At 70.4% G+C, this 22,618-nt stretch carries 15 protein-coding genes and 1 pseudogene; 8 read left to right on the top strand and 8 right to left on the bottom strand.

The window, feature by feature from the left end:
* Position 1 precedes the first annotated feature (1 nt).
* The 3 genes from FCH28_RS00690 to FCH28_RS00680 all read right to left on the bottom strand — a co-directional run bounded on the left by FCH28_RS00690 (position 2) and on the right by FCH28_RS00680 (position 3,843).
* Positions 2-409 carry a roadblock/LC7 domain-containing protein gene (locus tag FCH28_RS00690; protein ID WP_425471866.1) on the bottom strand — a complete coding sequence of 136 codons (408 nt, stop codon included), beginning with the start codon at positions 407-409 and terminating at the stop codon, positions 2-4.
* Positions 409-2,916, bottom strand: a complete 2,508-nt coding sequence (locus FCH28_RS00685) for a sensor histidine kinase (protein WP_136737679.1) — start codon at positions 2,914-2,916, stop codon at positions 409-411. Before FCH28_RS00685 ends, FCH28_RS00690 begins: the two co-directional genes overlap by 1 nt.
* Before the next feature lie 144 nt (positions 2,917-3,060).
* Positions 3,061-3,843, bottom strand: a complete 783-nt coding sequence (locus FCH28_RS00680) for an MHYT domain-containing protein (protein ID WP_136737678.1) — start codon at positions 3,841-3,843, stop codon at positions 3,061-3,063.
* 882 nt (positions 3,844-4,725) lie between these two features.
* Here FCH28_RS00680 and FCH28_RS39970 point away from each other — a divergent pair.
* Positions 4,726-5,879 (top strand): annotated as a pseudogene (locus tag FCH28_RS39970) (RNA-guided endonuclease InsQ/TnpB family protein).
* 126 nt (positions 5,880-6,005) lie between these two features.
* On the opposite strand, the gene FCH28_RS00670 reads toward FCH28_RS39970, so the two are convergent.
* Positions 6,006-7,313, bottom strand: coding sequence for an MFS transporter (locus FCH28_RS00670; RefSeq protein WP_136738296.1), 1,308 nt, complete (start codon positions 7,311-7,313; stop codon positions 6,006-6,008).
* Between the two features lie 122 nt (positions 7,314-7,435).
* Here FCH28_RS00670 and FCH28_RS00665 point away from each other — a divergent pair, with 122 nt between their 5' ends.
* The 4 genes from FCH28_RS00665 (at position 7,436) to FCH28_RS00650 (ending at position 11,729) form a co-directional block, all read left to right on the top strand.
* Positions 7,436-8,251 carry a (Fe-S)-binding protein gene (locus FCH28_RS00665; RefSeq protein WP_246102210.1) on the top strand — a complete coding sequence of 272 codons (816 nt, stop codon included), beginning with the start codon at positions 7,436-7,438 and terminating at the stop codon, positions 8,249-8,251.
* The gene (locus FCH28_RS00660; protein ID WP_136737677.1) at positions 8,248-9,753 is read left to right on the top strand and encodes a lactate utilization protein B; all 1,506 of its coding nucleotides are present in this window, start codon (positions 8,248-8,250) and stop codon (positions 9,751-9,753) included. The genes FCH28_RS00665 and FCH28_RS00660 overlap by 4 nt, the downstream gene beginning before the upstream one ends.
* A complete protein-coding gene (locus tag FCH28_RS00655; RefSeq protein ID WP_136737676.1) occupies positions 9,750-10,394 on the top strand; it encodes a LutC/YkgG family protein in 645 nt (214 codons plus the stop codon). The genes FCH28_RS00660 and FCH28_RS00655 overlap by 4 nt, the downstream gene beginning before the upstream one ends.
* Positions 10,395-10,553: 159 nt before the next feature.
* Complete coding sequence (locus FCH28_RS00650) at positions 10,554-11,729, top strand: SGNH/GDSL hydrolase family protein (protein ID WP_246102208.1); 1,176 nt, start codon at positions 10,554-10,556, stop codon at positions 11,727-11,729.
* Positions 11,730-11,825: 96 nt separating this feature from the next.
* On the opposite strand, the gene FCH28_RS00645 is transcribed toward FCH28_RS00650, so the two are convergent.
* Entirely contained in the window at positions 11,826-13,742 is a 1,917-nt protein-coding gene (locus FCH28_RS00645; RefSeq protein ID WP_246102207.1) for an ABC transporter ATP-binding protein, read from the bottom strand.
* 212 nt (positions 13,743-13,954) lie between these two features.
* Here FCH28_RS00645 and FCH28_RS00640 point away from each other — a divergent pair, with 212 nt between their 5' ends.
* Together FCH28_RS00640 and FCH28_RS00635 are read left to right on the top strand one after the other, a co-directional pair.
* Positions 13,955-14,413 (top strand): MarR family winged helix-turn-helix transcriptional regulator, encoded by a 459-nt coding sequence (locus tag FCH28_RS00640; protein ID WP_136737674.1) that lies wholly within the window; start codon positions 13,955-13,957, stop codon positions 14,411-14,413.
* Positions 14,414-14,475: 62 nt separating this feature from the next.
* A complete protein-coding gene (locus tag FCH28_RS00635) occupies positions 14,476-17,418 on the top strand; it encodes an FAD-binding and (Fe-S)-binding domain-containing protein (protein WP_136737673.1) in 2,943 nt (980 codons plus the stop codon).
* Positions 17,419-17,466: 48 nt separating this feature from the next.
* On the opposite strand, the gene FCH28_RS00630 is transcribed toward FCH28_RS00635, so the two are convergent.
* Positions 17,467-18,843 carry an alpha-amylase gene (locus tag FCH28_RS00630; protein ID WP_136737672.1) on the bottom strand — a complete coding sequence of 459 codons (1,377 nt, stop codon included), beginning with the start codon at positions 18,841-18,843 and terminating at the stop codon, positions 17,467-17,469.
* A 367-nt stretch (positions 18,844-19,210) separates the two neighbouring features.
* Between FCH28_RS00630 and FCH28_RS00625 the strand changes: the two genes are divergently transcribed.
* On the top strand, positions 19,211-20,659 hold the full coding sequence (locus tag FCH28_RS00625) for a Gfo/Idh/MocA family protein (RefSeq protein ID WP_136737671.1): 1,449 nt from the start codon (positions 19,211-19,213) through the stop codon (positions 20,657-20,659).
* Between the two features lie 119 nt (positions 20,660-20,778).
* On the opposite strand, the gene FCH28_RS00620 is transcribed toward FCH28_RS00625, so the two are convergent.
* Together FCH28_RS00620 and FCH28_RS00615 are read right to left on the bottom strand one after the other, a co-directional pair.
* Positions 20,779-21,531, bottom strand: a complete 753-nt coding sequence (locus tag FCH28_RS00620; protein ID WP_136737670.1) for a L,D-transpeptidase family protein — start codon at positions 21,529-21,531, stop codon at positions 20,779-20,781.
* Between the two features lie 226 nt (positions 21,532-21,757).
* Positions 21,758-22,549: a metal-dependent hydrolase gene (locus FCH28_RS00615; protein ID WP_136737669.1), complete on the bottom strand. Its 792-nt coding sequence runs from the start codon at positions 22,547-22,549 to the stop codon at positions 21,758-21,760.
* Between the last annotated feature and the right edge of the window lie 69 nt (positions 22,550-22,618).

Here is a 22,618-nt window from a genome sequence, read left to right as displayed (position 1 = left end):
ATCATTCCGCCCCGGCGCGCTCGGGTGTCCCGAGGTGGGCGCCGACCCGTTTGACCAGCCGGGCCATCTCGTAGGCGACCAGGCCGATATCGGCCTCGGCGTCGCCGAACACCGACAGGCACGATCCGTCGCCGGCCGCCACGACGAAGAGGAAGCCGCCCTCCAGCTCGACCATGGTCTGGATGACCTGGCCGGCGGCGAAGTGCCGGCCGGCGCCCTTGGCGAGGCTGTGGAAGCCGGACGCGATCGCCGCGAAGCGCTCGCTGTCGTCGCGGGTCAGCCCGGTGGAGGCGCCGACCGCCAGGCCGTCGCCGGAGAGCACCACGGCGTAGCGGATCTCCAGTACCCGGGACACCAAGTCGTCGAGAAGCCAGTTGAGTTCGCCGGAAAGGTGCTGGTCGCCGGTCATCATCGGGTCTCTTCTCGTCGTGCGGAATGCTCGGTCGGGTTGGCCGGGTTGGCCGGGTTGGCCGGATTGGTCGAATCGGCTGGGTGAGTCGGCCGGTGCGGGTCGATCGGGTCGATCGGGTCGGTCTGATCGGTCTGATCGGTCGGCTCGGGTGGCCTGTTCGGCTCGGTCGAGGCGTCCGGTTGGGCCGGGTTCCGGGCCGGTGGCTCGTGCTGTGTCATGGCGACGGCACGGCCGCGGGTCCAGCCGGCGCGAAGGGACGCCATGGTGGCGCGGGCCTGCTCCGGAGAACGGCCGGGCGCCGGCGTGCCCTCCGTACGCGGGACCCACTCGGGCTGCTCCTGCGGGGTGTCCTGCAGTCCGGGAGCGAGGTTCGCCTGGCGCACCCGGCGCGGCAGGGCCTCGGCCTCCAACGGCGTGGCGGACGGTGTGATCGGCGCGGCTTCGGGGGCTTCGGGTGCTTCCCGTTCCATGGGCGGCTCCGGCGGTGCGGGTGGCAGTGCGGGCAGCGGTCGCGGCACGGAGCCGAGCGCCCGGCGGGTGGCCGGCCGCGGACGGTGGAACAGCGCCCCGGCCTCGTCCTCCGCCCCGGGGGCCGCCGGATCCTCGTCGCTCCCCTGGGCCAGCAGCGCGTCGGGGACCAGCACGACGGCGGTGACGCCGCCGTACACCGACGGCTGGAGCGTCACCTTGACCTGCTGGCGGTGGGCGAGGCGGTTGACCACGAAGAGGCCGAGCTGTTCGGTGTCCAGCAGGTCGATCTCGTCGGCGTCCCGGATACGGCGGTTGGCCTCGTCGAGCGCCTCCTTGCCCATGCCGAGCCCGCGGTCCTGGATCTCCAGGGCGATGCCGGTGCCCACCCGCTCGGCGCGGACCTGCACCTTGGTGTGCGGGGGCGAGAACATCACGGCGTTCTCGACCAGTTCGGCCAGCAGATGGGTGCAGTCCGCCACCGCAGCGCCGGCCAGCCGTTCGTCGGCGACCGCGTGGATCTCGACCCGCTGGAAGTCCTCGACCTCCGCTACGGCCGCGCGCACCACGTCCAGCAGCGGCACGGGATTGCGCCAGCCGCGGCCGGGGGCGGCGCCGGAGAGGATGATCAGGCTCTCCGCGTGCCGCCGCATACGGGTGGTGAGGTGGTCCAGCCGGAAGAGGTCCTCCAGTTCCGCCGGGTCCTCGGTACGGCGTTCCATGGTGTCCAGCAGGGCGAGCTGGCGGTGCAGCAGCAGTTGGCTGCGCCGGGCGAGGCTGACATAGACGCCGGAGATGCCGTGCAATGCCTCGGCGCGTTCGGCCGCCGCCTTGAGCGCGGCGCGGTACACGGCCACCAGGGCCTCGCCCACCTGCCCGACTTCGTCGCGTCCTGTGCCGGGTGCGGGAAGCGGTGCGACGGCGTCGATGTCGACGGGCTTGCCCGCGTGCAGCCGGCGCATGGACTCGGGCAGATCGCGGCCGGCGACCCGCAGCGCGGAGTTGCGCAGTTCCTCCAGCTCGACGACGAGCCATCGGCCGATCTTGACCGAGATGAGGAGGGAGAGCAGTACGCCGGCCAGGCCCAGGACCACGGCGAGTCCCGATCCGCCCAGGACGTCGAGCGACAGCGGGTCGGCGCGCCGGGCCGCTCCGGTGCTCGCGTCCTTCTGGGCGGTGCGCAGCTCGCCCAGGACCGTGCCGCTCGCCTCGCTCCAGCGGGCGGCGGGGACGGCGGTGGCGGCGCGGGTGCCCGCGCCGGCGTCCCGCACGGAGTCCTCGGCGGCGCGCAGTTCGCGGTAGGCGGGGCCGTTGAGGATCCGGCGGTAGGCGGCGGCGTCGGCGGGGCGCAGGTCGTCGACGGCGGCGGTGAACAGGGCGCGCTGGGTGTGCACGGAGCCGGTGAAGGAGTCGAACCGGTCGCGGGACATCCGTCCGGCGGCCTGGGCGGCGCCGAGGGCCGCGTCCTCGCGGGAGATCGCCTCACGGGCCCGGGAGAGTTCCAGGACGACGCGGGCTTCCGAGGCGTCCGCCGTCTGCTCCATGCCGGTCAGCGAGCCGGCGGTGGCGAGGGCGTGCTCGATGGTGTCGGTGTAGCCGCGGACCGTGCGGTCCGGATCGGGCTTCCGGTGGGTGTCCTGGGTACGCAGCGCGGCCAGCCGGTCGGCGTCGCGCATCAGTGTGTCGATGCGGGCGGGCAGATCGGGGTCGACGGTCGCGGCGTCGGCGCTGCCGGCGTTGACGCCGTCGCGGAGGGCGGCAGCGGCGGAGTCGGTGGCGCGCTGCCGGTCGCGCAGTGTCTGCTGGTGTGCGGCGTCCGGGGAGGTCAGGGCGCGGGCGGCGGCGCCGCGCTCCTCCTGTACGGCGTTGACGTAGTCACCGATCGGCGCGAGGAGGGTGGTGTCGATCTCCTTGAGGCGGTTGAGGTCGGAGACATGCTGGGCGGTGGTGACCGTCGCGAAGGCCCACATGGCGATCAGGGAGACGACCGGCACCATGAGCAGTGCGACGATCTTGGCCCGCACGGAGCGGGGCATCGGACCGCGGCCGTAATTCGCCTCGGATTTCCTGGACTTGGGGGCTGCGGGGAGTGCGTGGCGCGGGCCGGCGGGCGGTCTCGCTTTCCCTTCGGACCCGGAATGGCCCGGGGTCTGTCGTGCGTACATGAATTCCTCAATAGGTCAGGAAGAGGCGGGCAGTTCGGCCTCGCGGAACGACTCTGCGGAGGCGGATTCGGCACGCTCCCGGGCGGTCGGCGACAATGCGACAAAGGCCACTGTGAGGAAGAGGAAAGAGCCGATTGCGACGGCCAGCGGAAAGATGAATTCCATGGGGGTGACACCGTCCAACGGGGCCCGGCTGGGGGTCAGTTCGATGCGTACGGCGGACATTCCGGTGTAGTGCATGCTGCTGACGGCGAGCCCCATCACCAGGGAGGCGAGGGCCGCGCCGATCGCGCCGCGGACATTGAGCGCGGCCCACAGCGCGGCCGTCGCGGCGCCGGCGGCGATGACGACGGAGAGCGCGACCAGGCCGGGATCGAAGCGGACATGCCCGTGCAGGCGCATCGCGGCCATGCCCAGGTAGTGCATCGCGGCGACGCCGACGCCGGTGCCCAGGCCGCCGAGCAGCAACGATCGCACCCGGGCGGCGCCGTAGCCGACGGTGAAGACACCGGCCCCGACGACCACCATGGCGATCAGCAGACTCAGCACGGTCAGCAGGATTTCGTAGCGGATGGGGCTGCCGGTGACGCCGAAGCCGAGCATGGCGATGAAGTGCATCGTCCAGATGCCGGAGCCGATGGCGATCGAGGCGGTCAGCAGCCAGTTGCGACGCGAACGGCCGTCGGCGGCCAGCGCCCGCACGGTGCAGCGGAGTCCGAGAGCGGATCCTACGCACGCCATCGCATAGGCGAGGACCGGGGATACCCAGCCCGCGCTGAAGTGTTGCATGTGGCCCACGGAGTTTCCTTTCGCGTATTCGGTTCGCGGCGACGGACGTTAGCAGGTGATCGTCTTGTGAAATTCGGACACGGATGCGGATCGATTCGGGCGGAAATGGGAGCGCCTTGACGCACCGTTGCATTACCGGCGAGTTCTGTGAGCCCATGCCCGGGTAAATGTCCGTCATTGCCCGGCCCCGGCGCTCCTGATTTCCCGTCAATTCCGGACCTCGGATACCGGTCTGGGAATTGGCAATGAGATCGACAATGAGAAAGGTCACGCATGTCGCGACCGCCATGCCGCCATATGCCCGGCAGGCGCCCGCAAAACGGAAAAGACCGCCAGACGGGGAAGTTCGGAATTCAATCACCAGTTCGGACTTCAAACGTTTACGTGATCGAAAACGAACGCGAGAACGAGTGTTCACTGGAAAGCGTGATCGAGACCGGAGGGGCTTCCACGAGCACACCGCGTCAGGTGATGCTTACGGGGCGCAAGCGGCGGGCTGCAGACCGTCACCGCGCCTCCGGTCGACATCCCTTGCTGGGCCGGAGAGTTGGTCCCACAACGCATGACTTTCTCAAGGAGAACAAGCCAGATGGACAACATCATCACCACCGTGATCGCCGGCATCGTCGAGATCGTGGGTTGGCTCGTCTGACGGATCGTGCAGCACAAAGCGCCGCCCCTCCCTGTCCCGGGAGGGGCGGCGCCTCGCGTGTACGGCCGCTGTCGGCGGCTACCGGGTCTCATCGCAGTGCGCCGGGCTCCGGCCCGGTGGCGAAGCGATTCTCAACACCGCTCTGACCTGCACTTGAGTACGGGTCTGCAGGCGCACTTCAGCATCACGACTAGCGGTCAACTCGCCTATTTCGCCTGCTCGTTCGGTAGAATTGGATCGTGAAGCTCAGGTACCAGTTCCGTGTGTACCCGAGCGTTCCTCAGCGTCAGGATTTGACGAGGGCGTTCGGGTGCGCCCGCGTCGTATGGAACGACGCGTTGCGTATCCGTCAGGGCGCCCACGCGCAGGGCTTGCCGCGTCCGACGGCGGCCGAGCTGTCCAGGCGGGTGATCACCGAGGCGAAGAAGACGCAGGGGCGGGCTTGGCTGGCTGAGGTGTCGGCGGTGGTTTTGCAGCAATCGCTGCGGGACCTGGAGACCGCTTTCTCGAACTTCTTCGCGTCGGTGAAGGGAGCCCGTAAGGGTCCGAAGCTGGGGCCGCCCCGGTTCAAGAAGAAGACCAGCCGTCAGGCCGTGCGGTTCACCGCCAACTCCCGCTTTTGCATCACTGGCGACGGGCGGCTGAGGCTCCCCAAGATCGGCGACGTGCGAGTGCACTGGTCCCGTGAGTTGCCCTCGGCCCCGTCGTCGGTGACGGTCATCAAGGACGCGGCCGGCAGGTACTTCGCCTCTTTCACCGTGGAGGTGGACGACAAGCCACTGCCGGAGCTGGACATGGAGGAGACCGACACCGGCATCGACCTGGGCCTGTCCACTTACGCGGTCCTGCGGGGCCGGAAGATCAAGACGCCGAAGTTCTTCCGGCGTCAGGAGAAGAAGCTCAAGCGTGCCCAGCGCAAGCTGTCCAGGTGCGCCAAGGGCAGCAACAACGCTGGAAGGCCAAGCTGGCCGTAGCGAAGATCCATGCCCGCATCGCTGACCAGCGGCGCGACTTCATCGAGCAGGAAACCACCCGGATAACCCGTGAGAGCCAAGCGGTCTACCTGGAGGACCTGAACGTGAAGGGCATGGGCAACAGCAAGGGCAAGCGCGGCAAATCCGTCCACGACCAGTCGCTGGGCATGTTCGCCCGCACCCTCGAAGCCAAGTGCGTCAGGTACGGCCGCACGTTCGTGAAGGTGTCCCGCTGGTTTCCCTCGACCCAGCTCTGTTCGGCCTGTGGCGCACTCACCGGCCCCAAGGGCCAGGCCGGACTCAAGATCCGGCAGTGGACCTGCGACTGCGGGGCACGGCACGACAGGGACGGCAACGCCGAAATCAACATCCGCCGTGAGGGGCGGCACATCGTGGCGGCCGGGCGGGCCGACACGTAAAACGACTGTGGAGCCCGTGTAAGACCCGGCAAGCCGGGCGGTGGGCGATGAAGCAGTAACCCCCGAAGCCCGCCACTCAACGGCGGCGGGCAGGCGGGAATCCTCCACCCTCAGGTGGAGGAGACGTCAATTGTCCAGCTTCTGCCGTGAGGTCTCCGGCAGCGTCAGATAGACGCAGAACGACACCAGGCACAGCACGGCCACGTACCAGGGGAACAGGTCGGCGTGCCCGGCCTGCTTGAACCAGGTGCCGACGTACGGGGCGGTGCCGCCGAAGAGGGCGACGGTGAGGGAGTACGGGAAGCCGATGCCGGCGGCCCGCACCCGGGCGGGGAACACCTCCGCGTTCACGGCCGCGGCGACCGCGGTGTAACCGGTCAGCAGCACCATGCCCGCGCACTGCACCAACAGCAGCGAGAGGAACGCATCGGTCACCAGATGCAGCAGCGGCACCGCCAGGACGGCGAAGCCCAGCGCGAAGCCGAGCAGCAGCGGCTTACGGCCGATACGGTCCGAGAGCAGGCCGCCCAACGGCTGGAGCAGGGCGAAGAACACCAGCGAGAGGGTGCCGACGGTCAGCGAATCGCCCTTGTCGAACCCCGCGTTGACCTGCGCGAAGGTCGGCAGATAGGTGGTCCAGGTGTAGTAGGCGATGGTGCCGCCGGCCGTGATGCCGCAGATCAGCAGCGACTGGCGGGGATAGCGGCGCAGCGCCTCGAAGAGGCCGGGGCGAGCGGCCGTCCGGTCCACTTCACTGCGGGTCTCCTGCGCGCCCCGCCGGACCCACAGCCCGACCAGGCTCAGCAGCGCGCCCACCAGGAACGCCACCCGCCAGCCCCACTCCCCCATCTGGCGCTCGCTGAGCAGTGCCGCGAGCAGCGCCGCCGTCCCGGAGGCCAGCAGCTGGCCGATGGTCGTCGAGACGTACTGGAAGCTGGAGAACAGCCCGCGCCTGCCCGGCCCCGCCGATTCGACGAGGAAGGTCGTGGACGCCGCGAACTCGCCGCCCACCGAAAGGCCCTGCACCAGGCGCGCGATGACCAGCACGACCGGGGCCAGCAGGCCGGTGGCGGCGTAGCTGGGGGTGACCGCGACGAGCAGACTGCCGCCGCCCATCAGCAGGATGGTGAGGGTCAGCGCGGCGCGCCGGCCCCGCCGGTCGGCGATCGCGCCCATCAGCAGACCGCCGATCGGCCGCATGAAGAAGCCCACCGCGAAGACCGCGAAGGAGGACAGCAGCGGCACCATGGAGTCGCCGGTGCCCTTGGGGAAGACCTGCTCGGCGAAGTAGACCGCCAGGAAGGAGTATGCGTACCAGTCGTACCACTCCACGGCGTTGCCCACCGAGGCGGCGGCGAGCTGCCGTAACCGCGATGCCGGCCGCGCGCCGTCGGGCGCCCGGTCCTCCTCGGCTATGTGTTCCGCACTCGACATGGTCCTCCGCTCGCGGTTCTTCTCCTGGGCCTGCTGCTGGGGCAGGATGATCCGACACGTGATCATGACCCGGCGAGGTGGCCGGCCGCCAGAGGCCGCGGTGCCCGAAAGGAGATGGCAACGTGCGTGTAGCACTCTTCGTCACCTGCATCAATGACGCGCTCCAGCCGCGCACGGGGCAGGCGGTGGTCGGGCTCCTGGAACGGCTCGGGGTCCAGGTCGACTTCCCCGCCGAGCAGAGCTGCTGCGGCCAGCCGCAGTTCAACACCGGCTACCGGCAGGCGACCGAGCCGCTGGTACGCCGCTTCCACCGGGCCTTCCGCGACTACGAGTACGTCGTCACCCCGTCCGGCTCCTGCGCCGCGATGGTGCGCGACAACTACCCGCGGATCGGGGCGAAGGCGGCGTCCGAAGGGCGTGGCCGTGACCTCCAGCAGATCGCGGCGGCCGCGGTGCCCAAGACGTACGAGCTGACCGAGTTCCTGGTGGATGTGCTGAAGGTGACCGATGTCGGCGCCTACTATCCGCATGTCGTCACCTATCACCCGACCTGTCATGGTCTGCGGATGCTGGGCCTGGGCGACCGCCCTCGACGGCTCCTGGAGAACGTCAGGGGCCTGGAGCTGCGCGAACTGCCGGGCGCCGAGGAGTGCTGCGGTTTCGGCGGTACGTTCGCGGTGAAGAACCCGGCGGTCTCGGCCGCGATGGGCGCCGACAAGGTCCGTGCGGTGATCGGGACCGGCGCCGAGGCGGTCTGCACCGTCGACAACTCCTGTCTGCTGCACATCGGCGGCACCCTCGCCCGGCAGGGCGCGCCGGTCCGCCCGGTCCATATCGCGGAGATCCTGGCGAGTACGGAAGCGAGTACCGAAGGGCCGGAAGTGCCTACCGAAGGCCCGGATGCCGGCACCGTAGGTACGGAAGGGAGCCTGCGGTGAGCGGCACCTATCTGGGCATGCCCGCCTTCCCCCGGGCCGCGGCCGCCTCCACCCGTGACACCCGGCTGCGTGCCAATCTCACCCACGCCACCCACACCATCCGCGACAAACGGGCCAGGGCCGTCGCCGAACTCGACGACTGGGCGCGGCTGCGGGCCGCCGGCGCCGCCATCAAGGACCGTATGCTGCGCCATCTCGACCACTATCTGGAGCGGTTGGAGACCGCGGTCACCGAGGCGGGCGGGCAGGTCCACTGGGCGGCGGACGCCGACGAGGCCAACCGGATCGTCACCCGGCTGGTACGGGAGACCGGCGAGACGGAGGTGGTGAAGGTCAAATCGATGGCGACGCAGGAGATCGGGCTGAACGAGGCGCTCGCCGAGGCCGGTATTCGTGCCTACGAGACGGATCTGGCCGAGCTGATCGTGCAGCTCGGCAACGATCTGCCGTCGCACATCCTGGTCCCGGCGATCCATCGCAACCGCTCCGAGATCCGCGCCATCTTCCGCCGGGAGATGGCGAGTTGGGGCCGCCCGGCGCCCGAGGGGCTGTCCGACTCGCCCGCCGAACTGGCCGAGGCCGCGCGGCTGCATCTGCGGGAGAAGTTCCTGACCGCCAAGGTCGGTATCTCCGGCGCCAACTTCATGGTCGCCGACACCGGCACGCTGGTCGTCGTCGAGTCCGAGGGCAACGGCCGGATGTGCCTGACCCTGCCCGAGACGCTGATCTCCGTCGTCGGCATCGAGAAGACCGTACCGACCTGGCAGGACCTGGAAGTGTTCCTCCAGCTGCTGCCCCGTTCGTCCACGGCCGAGCGGATGAACCCGTACACCTCGACCTGGACGGGGACGACGGACGGCGACGGTCCGCAGACCTTCCATCTCGTGCTGCTCGACAACGGCCGGACCGACACCCTCGCCGACACCGTCGGGCGGCAGGCGCTGCGCTGTATCCGCTGCTCGGCGTGTCTCAATGTCTGCCCGGTGTACGAGCGCGCCGGCGGGCATGCCTACGGCTCGCCCTACCCCGGCCCGATCGGCGCCATCCTCACTCCCCAACTACGCGGCACAGCAGGGAAGTTGGAGGCGTCACTGCCCTACGCCTCGTCGCTCTGCGGGGCCTGCTACGAGGTGTGTCCGGTCGCGATCGACATTCCCGAGGTGCTGGTGCATCTGCGGGAGCGGGTGGTGGAGGGCGGCCCGGTGACCCGTGGCGGTGTACGCACCGTCCTCAAACCGGCCAGGGGCCACGCCGCGGAACGGGCGGCGATGCGCGCCGCGGGCTGGGCGTTCGACCACCCGGGAGCGCTGCGCGCCGGAATGCGGCTGGCGGCCCGGACCCGTCGGCTGCATCCCCGGCGGCTGCCGGGCCCCGGGCGGGCCTGGTCCGACACCCGCGAACTGCCGGCGGTGCCCGCCGAGTCGTTCCGCGACTGGTGGCAGCGCACCAGAGGCGAAGAGGCCCGGGACGAAGCGGCCCGCGGCGAAGGGAGCGCCAAGTGAGCAGCAGGGAAGTGGTGTTGGCGCGGGTGCGGCGGGCGCTGGCCGACGTACCGCGCGGTGAGGGGCCGGAGGATCCACCGGTCCCGCGCGACTACGACATCGAGCACGGCTCCCGTACGGCCGCCGAAACCATCGATCTGCTCGCCGAGAACCTCGCGGACTACCGGGCGATCGTGCACCGTACGGACGCCGCGGGGCTGCCCGCGCTGCTCGCACGCCTGCTGGCCGAGCGCGGCGCGCGCACCGTGGTCGTACCGCCGGGCCTGCCGGACCACTGGCTGGCCGCCACCGACGCCGAGCTGCTGCCGGACACCGCGATGTCGACGCCCCATCAACTCGACGCCGTGGACAGTGTGGTGACGGGCTGCGCGGTCGCCATCGCGGAGACCGGCACCGTCGTCCTTGACGCGGGGCCCGACCAGGGCAGGCGCCGGATCACTCTCGTCCCCGACCATCACCTCTGTGTCGTACGCGTCCCGGACCAGGTCGTCGGCTCGGTGCCGCAGGCGCTGCCGCGGCTGGCCCCGGACCGTCCGCTGACCTGGATCTCCGGCCCGTCCGCCACCAGCGACATCGAACTCGACCGGGTCGAGGGGGTGCATGGGCCGCGGGTGCTGGAGGTGATTCTGGTCGGCCGGTGAGCGGGTACGCCTGTGCAGCCGTCGAGGCTGACCCTCGCGGGGGTAGGCACCGGATGCGTACGAAGCCGAGGGGGCTGGGTAGCCCTCCCGGCCGCCAGCAGACTCTCCGTCATCGGCGTCATCGGCTCCGGGCCGATGGCAGAGAGGCGGAGAGACGTCATGAGCAATCTCAACTCCCTTACCTGGCACGCTGGTTGGGCTACAGCAGTCCAGCGCCCCAGCACCGGCTTCCACAAGAACTGGGCCGAGGAAGGCTTCGCGGACCAGACGGTGCGTCAGGTCGTGCGGGTCACCGGCTCCGGCACCGCCGCCCGGATCAAGCTCTCCAACCGCTACGGGACCGCCCCGCTGGAGGTCGCGGGCGCCACGATCGCCCGTACGGACGCGGGTGCGGTGGTGCGGGGCGGCACGGTCCGCCGGCTCACGTTCGGCGGTGCCGCGTCGGTACGGATCCCGGCGGGCGGCGAGGTCCACAGCGACGCCGCCGAGGTGGCCGTGGCGGCGTTCGAGTCGCTCACCGTGTCGCTGTACTTCGCCCGGCCGACCGGCCCGGCCACCTTCCACGCCCAGGCGTTCGCCACCGCCTACCGCGCCATGGGCGAGCAGCTCACGGCCGCGGATCCGGCCGTGTTCAGCGAGACGACGGTGTCCTGGTACCACCTCGCCGCGGTCGAGCTGGCGGACGGCTCCCCCGCGCGCCGGGACACGGTGGTGCTCTTCGGCGACTCGATCACGGATGGTTTCTCGTCGACCATCGACGGCAACCGCCGCTATCCGGACGCCCTGGCCGAGCGACTGGCGGCCGCGGGCACCCCGCGCCCCGTTCTCAACCTGGGTATCGGCGGAAATCTGCTGCTCAACGACTCGCCATGGTTCGGCGAACGGGCCGTCGGCCGCTTCCGGCGGGATGTACTCGGCCAGCCCGGCGTCCGGTCCGTGGTGGTGCTGGTGGGGCTCAACGACATCGGATTCAGTGAGGTCGACCTGCCGACGTACAAGCCCGATCCGGACATCTCGGTCGCTGAGCTGATCGCCGGATACCGGGAGTTGATCGGTATGGCGCACTCGGCCGGGGTGCGGATCACCGGTGGGACGATCATGCCGTTCAAGGGGTCGGAGTACCACACGCCGGCCGCCGAGGCGAAGCGCCGGGAGGTCAACGACTGGATCCGTACCTCGGGAGAGTTCGACGCGGTCGCCGACTTCGCCGCGGCGCTCGCCGACCCGGCCGATACGGACGCGCTCGCGCCCGGCTACGACAGCGGCGACCGCAAGCATCCCAGCGACGACGGTTACCGGGTGATGGCCACCGCCATCGACCTCGCCGCGCTGTGAGCGGGGGAGGGTCTGTCCACTGGATCAGGTTTGGGTGCGGCGGCCGCCCCGACCACCGAACAGGCCGCCGCGAAACCGACCTTACCCGCCGGTCACTTACCCGGTCATCACCTGATCGCCGGCTGATGTGAGGCGTGCGTCACCCGCGCCCCGGCCGTCGTCGAGCCCGCGGCCCTCCGCCTCCTGGGTGTCACCCGCCCCGAGGCCCCCCGCCTCCTCGCCCGGAACCCCCCGCGCATCGCGCCGCACAAGTGCCGCATACCGACCATCGGCGGCGAGCAGTTCGTCATGGGTGCCGCGCTCGGCGATCCGTCCCCCGTCCAGGACCACGATCTGGTCGGCGTCGCGGACCGTGGAGAGCCGGTGCGCGATGGTGAGCGTGGTGCGCCCCTCGGAGAGCGCGTCGATGGACCGCTGCACGGCGTGTTCCGTGCGGGTGTCGAGGGCGCTGGTGGCCTCGTCCAGAACGAGCACGGGCGGGTCGCGCAGGATGGTGCGGGCGATGGCCAGGCGCTGTTTCTCGCCACCGGAGAAGCGGTAGCCGCGCTCGCCGACGAGCGTGTCGTAGCCGTCGGGGAGGGCGGCTATGTGGTCATGGATCTGGGCGGCCTCGGCGGCCCGCCGGATCTCGTCGTCGGTGGCGTCCGGCTTGGCGAAGCGGAGGTTGTCGGCGACCGAGGCATGGAAGAGATAGGTCTCCTGGGAGACCACGCCGACCGAACGCGCGAGGGTGTCGAAGTCGAGCGCGCGGACGTCCTCGCCGTCGAGGGTGACCCGGCCCTCGGTCACGTCGTAGAGCCGGGGCACGAGATAGCTCAGGGTGCTCTTGCCGCTGCCGGTCGGTCCGACGACGGCGAGGCTGCCGCCGGCCGGGATGGTCAGGTCGATCTCCCGGAGGGTCTGCGGCACCTCGGGGTCGTAGGCGAAGCTCACGCCCTCGAAGCGGATCTCGCCGCGCGGGGCGTCGAGGCGGACCGGCTCGGCGGGCTCGGTGATCGCGACCGGCAGATCGAGGTATTCGAAGATCCGCTGGAAGAGCGCGAGCGAGGTCTGCATCTGCACGCCGGTGGACAGCAGCGAGACGGTCGGCCGCAGCAGGCCCTGCTGGAGGGTCACGAAGGCGACCAGGGTGCCTATGGAGAAGGTGGGGCCGCCGAGCTGGAGGACCAGACCTGCCGCCCAGTAGATCAGCGCGGGCATCGCGGCCATGACGATGCCGATGGTGGCCATCCGCCAGCGTCCGGCCATGTTGGAGCGGATCTCCAGGTCGACCAGGCGCTCGGACTCGGTGGCGAAGTTCTCGGTCAGCGAATCGGCGCGGCCCATCGTGCGGCCGAGCAGAATGCCGCTGACCGACAGGGATTCGGTGACCATCGCGGACATCGACGCCATCTGCTTCTGCCGCTGGGTGGTGATCCGCTTGCGTTCGTTGCCGACCCGGCGGCTGATCCAGACGAACACCGGGAGCAGCAGCAGCGAGACGACGGTCAGCCGCCAGTCGAGGGCGATCATCGCGACGATGGTGGCGACGACGGAGGTCAGGTTGGAGACCAGGGACGTCGCGGTGGAGGTGACGGTCGCCTGCATCCCGCCGATGTCGTTGGCGATCCGGGACTGGACCTCGCCGGTGCGGGTGCGGGTGAAGAACGCCAGCGGCATCCGCTGGAGCTTGGCGTAGACGGCGGTGCGCAGGTCGTGCATGACGCGCTGGCCGACGGTGGTGGAGAGCAGGGTCTGCAGGACGCCGAAGACGCTGGTGGTGACGGCGGTGACGATCATGCCGAGGGCGAGCAAAGTGAGCAGCCCGGTGCGCCGTTCGGGGATCGCCACGTCGAGGACCTCGCGCAGCAGGAACGGCGAGGCGACGGAGACCAGCGAGGACGCCCCGACCAGCAGTCCGACGAGGGCGAGCCGGCCGCGGTAGGGGCGGAAGAGGGTGAGGATCCGCCGCAGCTGGACCGGCTGTTCGGGGTCCTTCGGCGGTGGGGTCCATTGTGGTTCGTCGTGGTGCATGGGCTCCTTCGAGGTGTGCGGAGAAGAGGGGCCGCCTGGTGCGTTCCCGGTGCGGCTCGGAAACCGGGTTCGGAACACGGGTCGGAACGCGGGTTCGGAACGTGGGTGCGGGACGCGGGCTCGGGACGGTTTCAGGACGTGGCTCAGGATGAAGGAGCCTAGCTCATTGTTACCTAAGCTCACAATGGACCTTGTCCTGTTATCCTCGCCTCATGCCCTCCCCCGAGCCGACGGTCAGCAGCTCCAACCTCGCCGAACAGCTGGTACGGCTGACCCGGCGGATGCACCGCGCACAGAAGCACCATCTGGAGCACCTGGACATCGCCTTCACGCCCGCACAGTCGCGACTGCTGCGGATCGTCGGCCACTACCGCGACACCCCGCCGCGGATGGCGGATCTCGCCGAGCGGCTGGAGGTGGTGCCGCGGGCCGTGACGACGCTGGTGGACGCGCTGGAGGCGAACGGCGCGGTCCGCCGGGTGCCCGACACCGCGAACCGACGGGTGGTGCGGATCGAGCTCACCGACGCGGGCCGGTCGACACTCCGTGTGCTGCGCAGCGCGCGCCAGGCGGCCGCAGAGGACATCCTGGCTCCATTGACCGCCGAACAACGCGAGGTGCTCGGCGGTCTGCTGGCCACCCTGGTCGACGGGCCGGGAACGCACCACTGAGCCTGCGCGCCGGCCGCCGGGCCGCCGACGGACCGCCGCTCGACCGCTGGAGGAGTGCCGTCATGCCCCTGCTGGAGCCGAAGCCCGACGCCCTGCGGCCCACCGCCACCACGGGCCCGGCGCCCGACCGGGTGCCCGACCGGCGCTCGACGGGCACCCCCGAGCCGCTGCGCGGCGACCTCGTCGCGCTGCTCGGCGCCGACAAGGTGCTCCACAAGATCTCCGACCTGGTCCGCTACGCCTCCGACGCCAGCCCGTACCGCTTCGTGCCCCAGGTCGTGGTGCTGGCCGAGGACGTCGACGACATCTCCGCGGTGTTCTCGTACGCCCACGGCAAGGGCCGGAACGTCGTCTTCCGGGCAGCCGGGACCTCGCTCAACGGCCAGGCGCAGGGCGAGGACATCCTCGTCGACGTACGCCGCCACTGGGCCGGCATCGAGGTGCTCGACGACGGTGCCCGCGCCCGGATCCGGCCCGGCACGACGGTACTTCGCGCCAACGCCACCCTCGCCCGGCACGGCCGGCTGCTGGGCCCCGACCCGGCCAGCGCCATCGCCTGCACCCTGGGCGGAGTGGTCGCCAACAACTCCTCGGGGATGACGGCCGGCACCACCCGGAACTCGTACCGGACGCTGGCATCGCTGACCCTGGTGCTGCCGTCCGGCACGATCGTCGACACCGCGGACCCGGCAGCGGACGCGGAGCTGGCGCATGCCGAGCCCGCACTGTGCGCCGGGCTGCTCGCGCTGAAGGCCGAGATCGAGGCGGACCCGCAGCTGGTGACCAGGATCCGCGCCAAGTACGAGATCAAGAACACCAACGGCTACCGCCTGGACGCCTTCCTCGACGGCGCGACGCCCGTACAGATCCTGCGCGGCCTGATGGTCGGCTCCGAAGGCACCCTCGGCTTCATCGCCGAGACCGTCTTCGACACCCTGCCGCTGGACCGGCACACCTCCAGCGCACTGCTCTTCTTTCCCACGCTGCGGGCCGCGGCCGCCGCCGTCCCGCGGTTCAACGAGGCCGGCGCGCGGGCCGTGGAAATCATGGACGGCAACACGCTGCGCGCGTCGGTACGGGTCGCCGGGGTGCCGGCCGACTGGGCGGAACTGCCGAAGGAGACCGCCGCCCTGCTGGTGGAGTTCCGGGCGCCGGACCAGGCCGGGCAGCAGGCGTACGAGGAGGCGGCGGCCCGGGTGCTGGCGGAACTGGAACTGGTCGCACCGGTCCCGTCGATCACCAATGCCTTCACCCGGGACGCGGCGGTCATCGGCGGCTACTGGAAGGCCCGCAAGGCGTTTGTGACCGCGGTCGGCGGCTCCCGGCCGTCCGGCACCACACTGATCACCGAGGACTTCGCGGTGCCGCCGTCCCGGCTCGCGGACGCCTGCGCCGCGCTGCTGGAACTCCAGACCCGGCACGGCTTCGACGCCGCGGTCGCCGGCCACGCCGCACACGGCAATCTGCACTTCCTGCTCGCCTTCGACGCCGCGAAGCCCGCGGATGTGCAGCGCTACGCCTCCTTCATGGACGAATTCTGCCGGCTGACCGTCCAGCGCTTCGACGGCTCACTGAAGGCGGAGCACGCGACCGGCCGGAACATCGCCCCGTTCCTGGAGCTCGAATGGGGGCCGCGGGCCACGGAGTTGATGTGGCGCATCAAGGAGCTCGTCGACCCGCACGGCATCCTGGCCCCGCGGGTGCTGCTCGACCGCGACCCGAAGGGGCATCTGCGCGGCCTCAAGACGATCCCCGAGGTCGAGGCCATCGCCGACCCCTGCATCGAATGCGGCTTCTGCGAACCGACCTGCCCCAGCGAGGACGTGACCACCACCCCCCGCCAACGGATCGTGCTGCGCCGCGAGATGATGCGCCAGGAACCCGAATCGCCGGTCACCGACGAGCTGTTGGCGTCGTACGGCTATGACGCGGTGGACACCTGCGCCGGCGACTCGACCTGCAAACTGGCCTGCCCGGTCGGTATCGACACCGGCGCGATGATGAAGGACTTCCGGCACCGGCGGCACTCGCCGCGCGAGGAGTGGACGGCGGCGCAGACGGCCCGGCGGTTCAAGGCCGTCGAGAGGTCCGCGCGGCTGGCGGTGGCGGCCGCGGACCGGATCGGTGACCGGCTGCTGGAGTCGCTGACCGGCGCCGCCCGCAAGGCCGTTCGCCCCGATCTGGTGCCGGAGTGGCTGCCGCAGATCCCCGGCGCCGCGGCCCGGACGCTGCCGCCGACGCGGAAGGTGGGCGCGGCCGCCGTCTACTACCCGGCATGTGTGAACCGGATCTTCGGCGAACCTGCCGGATATCGCGGACCGTCCCTCCCCGAGGCCTTGGTGGCCGTGTCGCGGCGGGCCGGACGGCCGGTGTGGATCCCGCCGGACGTGGCCGGCACCTGCTGCGCCACGATCTGGCACTCCAAGGGCTATGACAGCGGCACCACGGTGATGGCCAACCGCATCGTCGAGGCGGCCTGGGGCTGGACGGCCGGCGGCCGGCTGCCCCTGGTCGTGGACGCCTCCTCCTGTACCCTCGGCATCGCCCACGAGGTCGTGCCGTATCTGACACCCGACAATCGCGCGCTGCACGCCGAGTTGACCGTCGTCGACTCCATCGTCTGGGCCGCCGGGGAACTGCTGCCGCACCTGGAGATCCTGCGCACCGTCGACTCCGCGGTGCTCCATCCCACCTGCTCCATGCGGCACCTGGGGGACGAGGCGCAGCTGCGGGAAGTCGCCGAGGCGTGTGCGCGGGAGGTCGTGGTCCCGGACGACGCGGGCTGCTGCGCGTTCGCCGGCGACCGCGGGATGCTCCACAAGGAGCTGACGGAGTCGGCCACCGCGAAGGAGGCGGCCGAGGTCACCGCCCGGCACTTCGACACGTATCTGTCGGCCAACCGGATGTGCGAGATCGGGATGGATCATGCGACGGACGGGCTGGGATACCACTCGGTGCTGATGGAGCTGGAGCGGGCGACACGGCCGGGCATCGCGCGCACCTGAGCGGCCCGTACGGGGGTGGCGTACGGGCCGCGGCGCATCGGTGACAGCTCAGCTCTTGGCTTTGACGTGCAGTGCGACGGCGCTCTTGGCCGGCACGGTCAGCTTCGCCTTCCCGTCGTCCCCGACCGTGACCGTATTGCCGTCGCAGGAGGAGGGCGCGGCCGCGATGACGTTGCAGTACGTCCCGCTCGGCAGCGACGTCGCAAAGGTCTGGGTCAGCTCGCCGTCACCGTTGTTGATGGCGACGAACCCCTTGCCGCCCCGGCCGAAGGCGATGGCGCTGCCGCCGTTGTCCCACCACTCGGTCAGCTCGGCGGAGCCCACCGCGTTGCGGAAGCCCACCATCCCGGTGATCTCGCGCTTCGCATGCTCGTTGGTCCAGCCGTCGGTGCCGCTGGGCGGGCCCGCGTCCTTGTCGGACCACTCGTAGCCGGAGTAGACGTTCGGCGAGCCGTAGGGCGATGCCAGCATGAAGACATTGGCGAGGGTGTGGGCCGCGCCGTCCTTGTAGGTCAGCGTCGAACCGTTGCGCTCGGTGTCCCAGTTGTCGACGAAGGTGCGGGCCTTGTCGCCGCTGAGCTTGCCGTCCGCGACGGACTTGAGCTGGGCGAGGTTGCTGCCCTGGAAGGCGCTCTTGAGGTGTCCGCCGTAGCGGAATTCGTCGACGTCGCCGATACCGGTGTACTCGTCGGGCTGGACCGCCTCGCCGGCTCCGTAGATGACCTCCTGCACCCAGAAGCCGGGGTCGCTCATCTTGCCCTTGATGGCGGCGAGATCGGTGGCGGACATGTGCTTGGCGGCGTCGATCCGGAAGCCGTCCACGCCCAGCGACCGCAGATCGTCGAGGTACTTGGCGACCGTGGTGCGGACCGCGTCGCTGCCGGTGTCGAGGTCCGCAAGGCCCACCAGTTCGCAGTTCTGGACGTCGTCCCGGTCGCCGTAGTTGGAGATGTTCTTGCGGCAGCCGTGGAAGTCCTGGTCCTGGTAGTAACCGGGGTAGTTGTACTTGCTGTACTGCGTGCCGCCGGTGCCCGTACCGGATGCGGCCGCCATGTGGTTGATGACCGCGTCGGCGACGACCTTGACGCCCGCGCCGTGACAGGCTTTCACCATCCCGGCGAACGCGTCGCGGTCGCCCAGCCGCCCGGCGATCTTGTAGCTCACGGGCTGGTACGAGGTCCACCACTGGTTGCCCTGGATGTGCTCGGACGCCGGTGAGACCTCGACATAGCCGTAGCCGGCCGGGCCCAGCTGATCGGTGCAGGCCTTGGCGACATCGGCGAACTTCCACTCGAACAGCGTGGCCGTGACGGTCTTCTCGCCTGGTGGGGAGGCTTGTGAGGACCAGGGCGCCCAGGTTGCGAGGCCGGCCGCGGCCAGGACTCCGGCCAGCGCCCCGCCCAGCACACGGAAACGTTGCTGCATCTTGCGGCTCCTTCAACATCGAGCACGGCACGGCATGCCGTGCCCACGAGAGCAGCCACGCGCCGGGCCGCCGTGGGGGGATTCCGCGTCGGAGCCTGCCGTTCACACGTGAACACGTCAAGGTTTTCCGCAAGTCTTTTCAACCACTTGCGAAAGGCGGAGCGTACGGTGGACCCGGCCTGGCAACGCAACACCATGCAAGGCGATGCATCGGGTACGGCATCGCCTTGCGTCCAGCGTACGAAGAGTCCAAGCACGCCGTACCAAGAGTCCAAATGGCCCTCTTGTGTCTCATGCCTCTCAACCGCCAGGGTCCTGACCGAGGTTGACACCTGCTTCGCACACCATCCGCTCTCCTGGAGGACCGATGAACGAGGCACATCCGCAGGACCACGACCCCGCCCACGACCGCGACGAGGCCGGCCCGAGCCGCCGTTCGGTCCTGTGGACCGCCGGTGCGGCGGGCGCCGGGCTGGGGCTCGGCGGACTGGGGACCGGGCACGCCGCGGCGGCCACGTCCTCTGCGACCACGCCCACCACGGCCGACGCCGACGCCGTTCCCGCGGCCAAGGGCAAGACCATGATCGGGGTCCCCTTCGAGCCGCGCAGCACCGTACGCGTCGGCATCGTCGGGCTCGGCAACCGCGGCGGCAGCATGATCGACCTGTTTCTCGCGGTGCCCGGGGTGCGCGTGGTCGCCCTGTGCGACCCGGTGAAGGAGAAGACGGCACAGGCCGCGAAGAAGGTCACCAACGCCGGGCAGCCCGCGCCCGCCGTCTACGCCAACGGCGACCACGACTTCGAGAACCTGTGCAAGCGCGGCGACATCGACTTCGTCTACGTGGCCACGCCCTGGGACTGGCACTTCGACATGGCCAGGACCGCCATACTGAACGGCAAGCACGTCGGCGTGGAGTGCCCCCTCGCACTGCGGCTCGACGAACTGTGGGAGCTGGTCGACCTCTCCGAACGCACCCGCAGACACTGCCTCCAGCTGGAGAACTGCTGTTACGGCAGAAACGAGATGCGGGTGCTGCGGATGGCGCACGCCGGCCTGTTCGGCGATCTGCTGCACGGCGCCGGCGCCTACAACCACGATCTGCGCGGGCTGATGTTCGACCCGGACTACTACGAGGGCCCATGGCGACGGCTGTGGCACACCCGGCTGCGCGGCGATCTGTACCCGAACCATGGATTCGGCCCGGTCGCCAACTACATGGACATCAACCGCGGCGACCGCGCCGTACAGATCTCCAGCTACGGCACGCCCGCGCTGGGGCTCGCCGCGTACCGCAAGGAGCACATGCCGCCCAACGACCCCAGCTGGAAGGAGTCCTACATCGAGAGCGACCGGACGATCAGCCTCGTACAGACCGCCAAGGGCCGGGTGATCCGGCTGGAGCACGATGTCTCCACCCCGCACCCCTACAGCCGCATCAACAGTCTCGGCGGCACCAAGGGCGTCTTCGAGGACTACCCGGAACGGATCTACATCGAGCCGGACCAGAGCAACGACGAGTGGGGCGACTTCGCGCAGTACGCGGACTGGGACCACTGGCTCTGGAAGGACCACGCCAACCCGCCCGGCGGCCACGGCGGCATGGACTACATGCTGGTCTTCCGGCTGGCGCAGTGCATCCGGCTCGGCCTCGTACCGGACTTCGACGTCTACGACGCGGCGACCTGGACCGCGCCGGTGCCGCTCAGCGACCTCTCGATCAAGGCGAAGGGCGCCCCGCAGAAGATCCCCGACTTCACCCGGGGACTGTGGAAGAAGTCCCGGCCGGGGATGGACTCCGAGAAGCCGGAGGCGTAGCAGAGGTGGCCCCGGGGCCCGGCGGACGGGGAACTCCGCCGGACCCGGGGGCGTCACTCCTCGGCGCTGGTGACGGGCACGGGGTCCGGCTTCGCCCAGTGGTCCTTCCTCTCCTCCGGTCAGCCGGAAAGGCGCGCCCGGTCTCCCATGACCACGACGGGGTGCCGCGCCGGGTCGAGGGCGCGCAGCAGCGCCGCCATCCCGGACTTGGAGATGCTGACGCAGCCGGAGGTCCCGCTGCCGTGGTCCAGGTGCAGCCAGATGCCGCCCCCCTTGGACTGCCCCTCGGGACGCGACGGATCCAGCGGGGTCGTCCCCTTGACGCGGTTGTAGTTGACGGCGATGACGTAGTCGAAGTCATGGCGGGTGCTCTTGGCCCAGTAGGCGGGCGGAGTGAACGCCGAGGAGTGGGTGTAGGGCAGCTTGGCCCCGGGGTCCGCGAGGACTCCCCCGGCGTCGGTGAGCGCGAACACACCGACCGGGCTTCGCTTGTCGCCCTCATGATGGTCCAGGGTCCAGCCGCGGCGGCCGTTGTGCGCGGCCCAACTCCCCTTGCGGTCCCAGCCCTTGGCGCCCTTCTCGTACAGGACGACGGTGGCTTCCGCGGAGTCCGGGCCCTTGCCGTAGACCGCCACGACCTGACGCGCATCAGCCGGGATCTTCGACCGCAGTGCGGCGCCGACGTCCGGAATGTTCTTGAGGTGCGTGGTGGCCGGCGCCCCTCGGCCCGGCCCGCCGGGACGCTCCGCCTTCCCCGCACCGTCATCGGCGCCGGCCTCGGGGCCGGGAGCGCCGCCTCCGCAGCCCGCCAGAAGAACCAGCCCCGCGGCGGCCACCGCCGCCGCCCGTATCGCACCGCCCACTCTCCGCATGGCTCCATGGTCGCACCCACGCGCCGACGCACCGACGCCCGTCCGGCGCCGACCCGTTGGGCGTGCACCCCGAGCTTTCCGAGGCGTCCGGAACCGACGCGGCCCTGGGCAGCCAGGACCGCGAACGCCATGACGACGGCGAATGTCATGACGACGTCAAGCTCGCCGCGCCCGAACCGCCGCCGCGCCCCGGAGCGCGGCGGTCTGGTCGGTCGTGGCCCGCCGGTCAGATGTAGTCGAGCGCTCCCAGGCCGCCGAGGCCTCCGAGCAGCATGAACACCGGCATCAGCACCTTCAGCTCCACCCAGCTGCCGGCCTTGAAACGCATGGCCTTGGGCGGGCCCAGCGGATACCAGCGCTTGCGGCCTATGGGAATGGGCCACAGGACGGGGCAGCCCGAGACGGTCAGCGCGTCGCCGATGTCGTGGACCAGCGCACCGAGCACGATCGGCAGGCCCAGCCAGAGGTATTCCTGTCCCGGCCCGGTGAACAGCCAGTGCGCGCCGTTGCCCGGCTGGTCGAGTATGCCGGCCAGGATCCAGGCCGAGGCCGCGCCCAGCAGCCACACCAGTACATCGCTGGAGACCCGCGCCGCCCGCCACAGCAGCCCCTCGATGGCGAGCACCATATGGACGAAGAGAATGCCGAGCACCGCCCAGCGTCCGCCCCGGCTCGCCAGCAGGGCTATCCCGCCGCCGACCAGCACTGCCCACACCCAGGTATGGGTGAGTGTGCGGTGCCCTCCCCCGCGGTGGGTGTCGCCGCGCATCTTGGTGGCCTTGTAGACCGCGTGGGAGATGTTGTCGACCACCTCGCACAGCATCCGCGACAGCGGGCCGAAGGCTCGCGAGATGGTGGCGGACTTGTGGTCGAGGTCGGGGGCGAGCGCCGCTCCGGCGCAGATCAGAGCGCCGCAGACGATCACCGGCCAGGGCATCGGATGTCCGGCGGCAGAAGCGGCCGCGCCCACCCCCAGCCAGGCAGCGGCCCCGGACAGCGAGTGCGCCGGTCCCATCATGGTCGTTCCCCACCCCTAGTTTTCTCGGTTGATCGCTCGGTTCCGGCGCTTCTGACGCCCGATCGGCGA

The organism is Streptomyces piniterrae, assembly GCF_005048155.1.
Classification (GTDB): Bacteria; Actinomycetota; Actinomycetes; order Streptomycetales; family Streptomycetaceae; genus Streptomyces; species Streptomyces piniterrae.
This window is presented reverse-complemented; position numbering and strand designations above follow the sequence as displayed.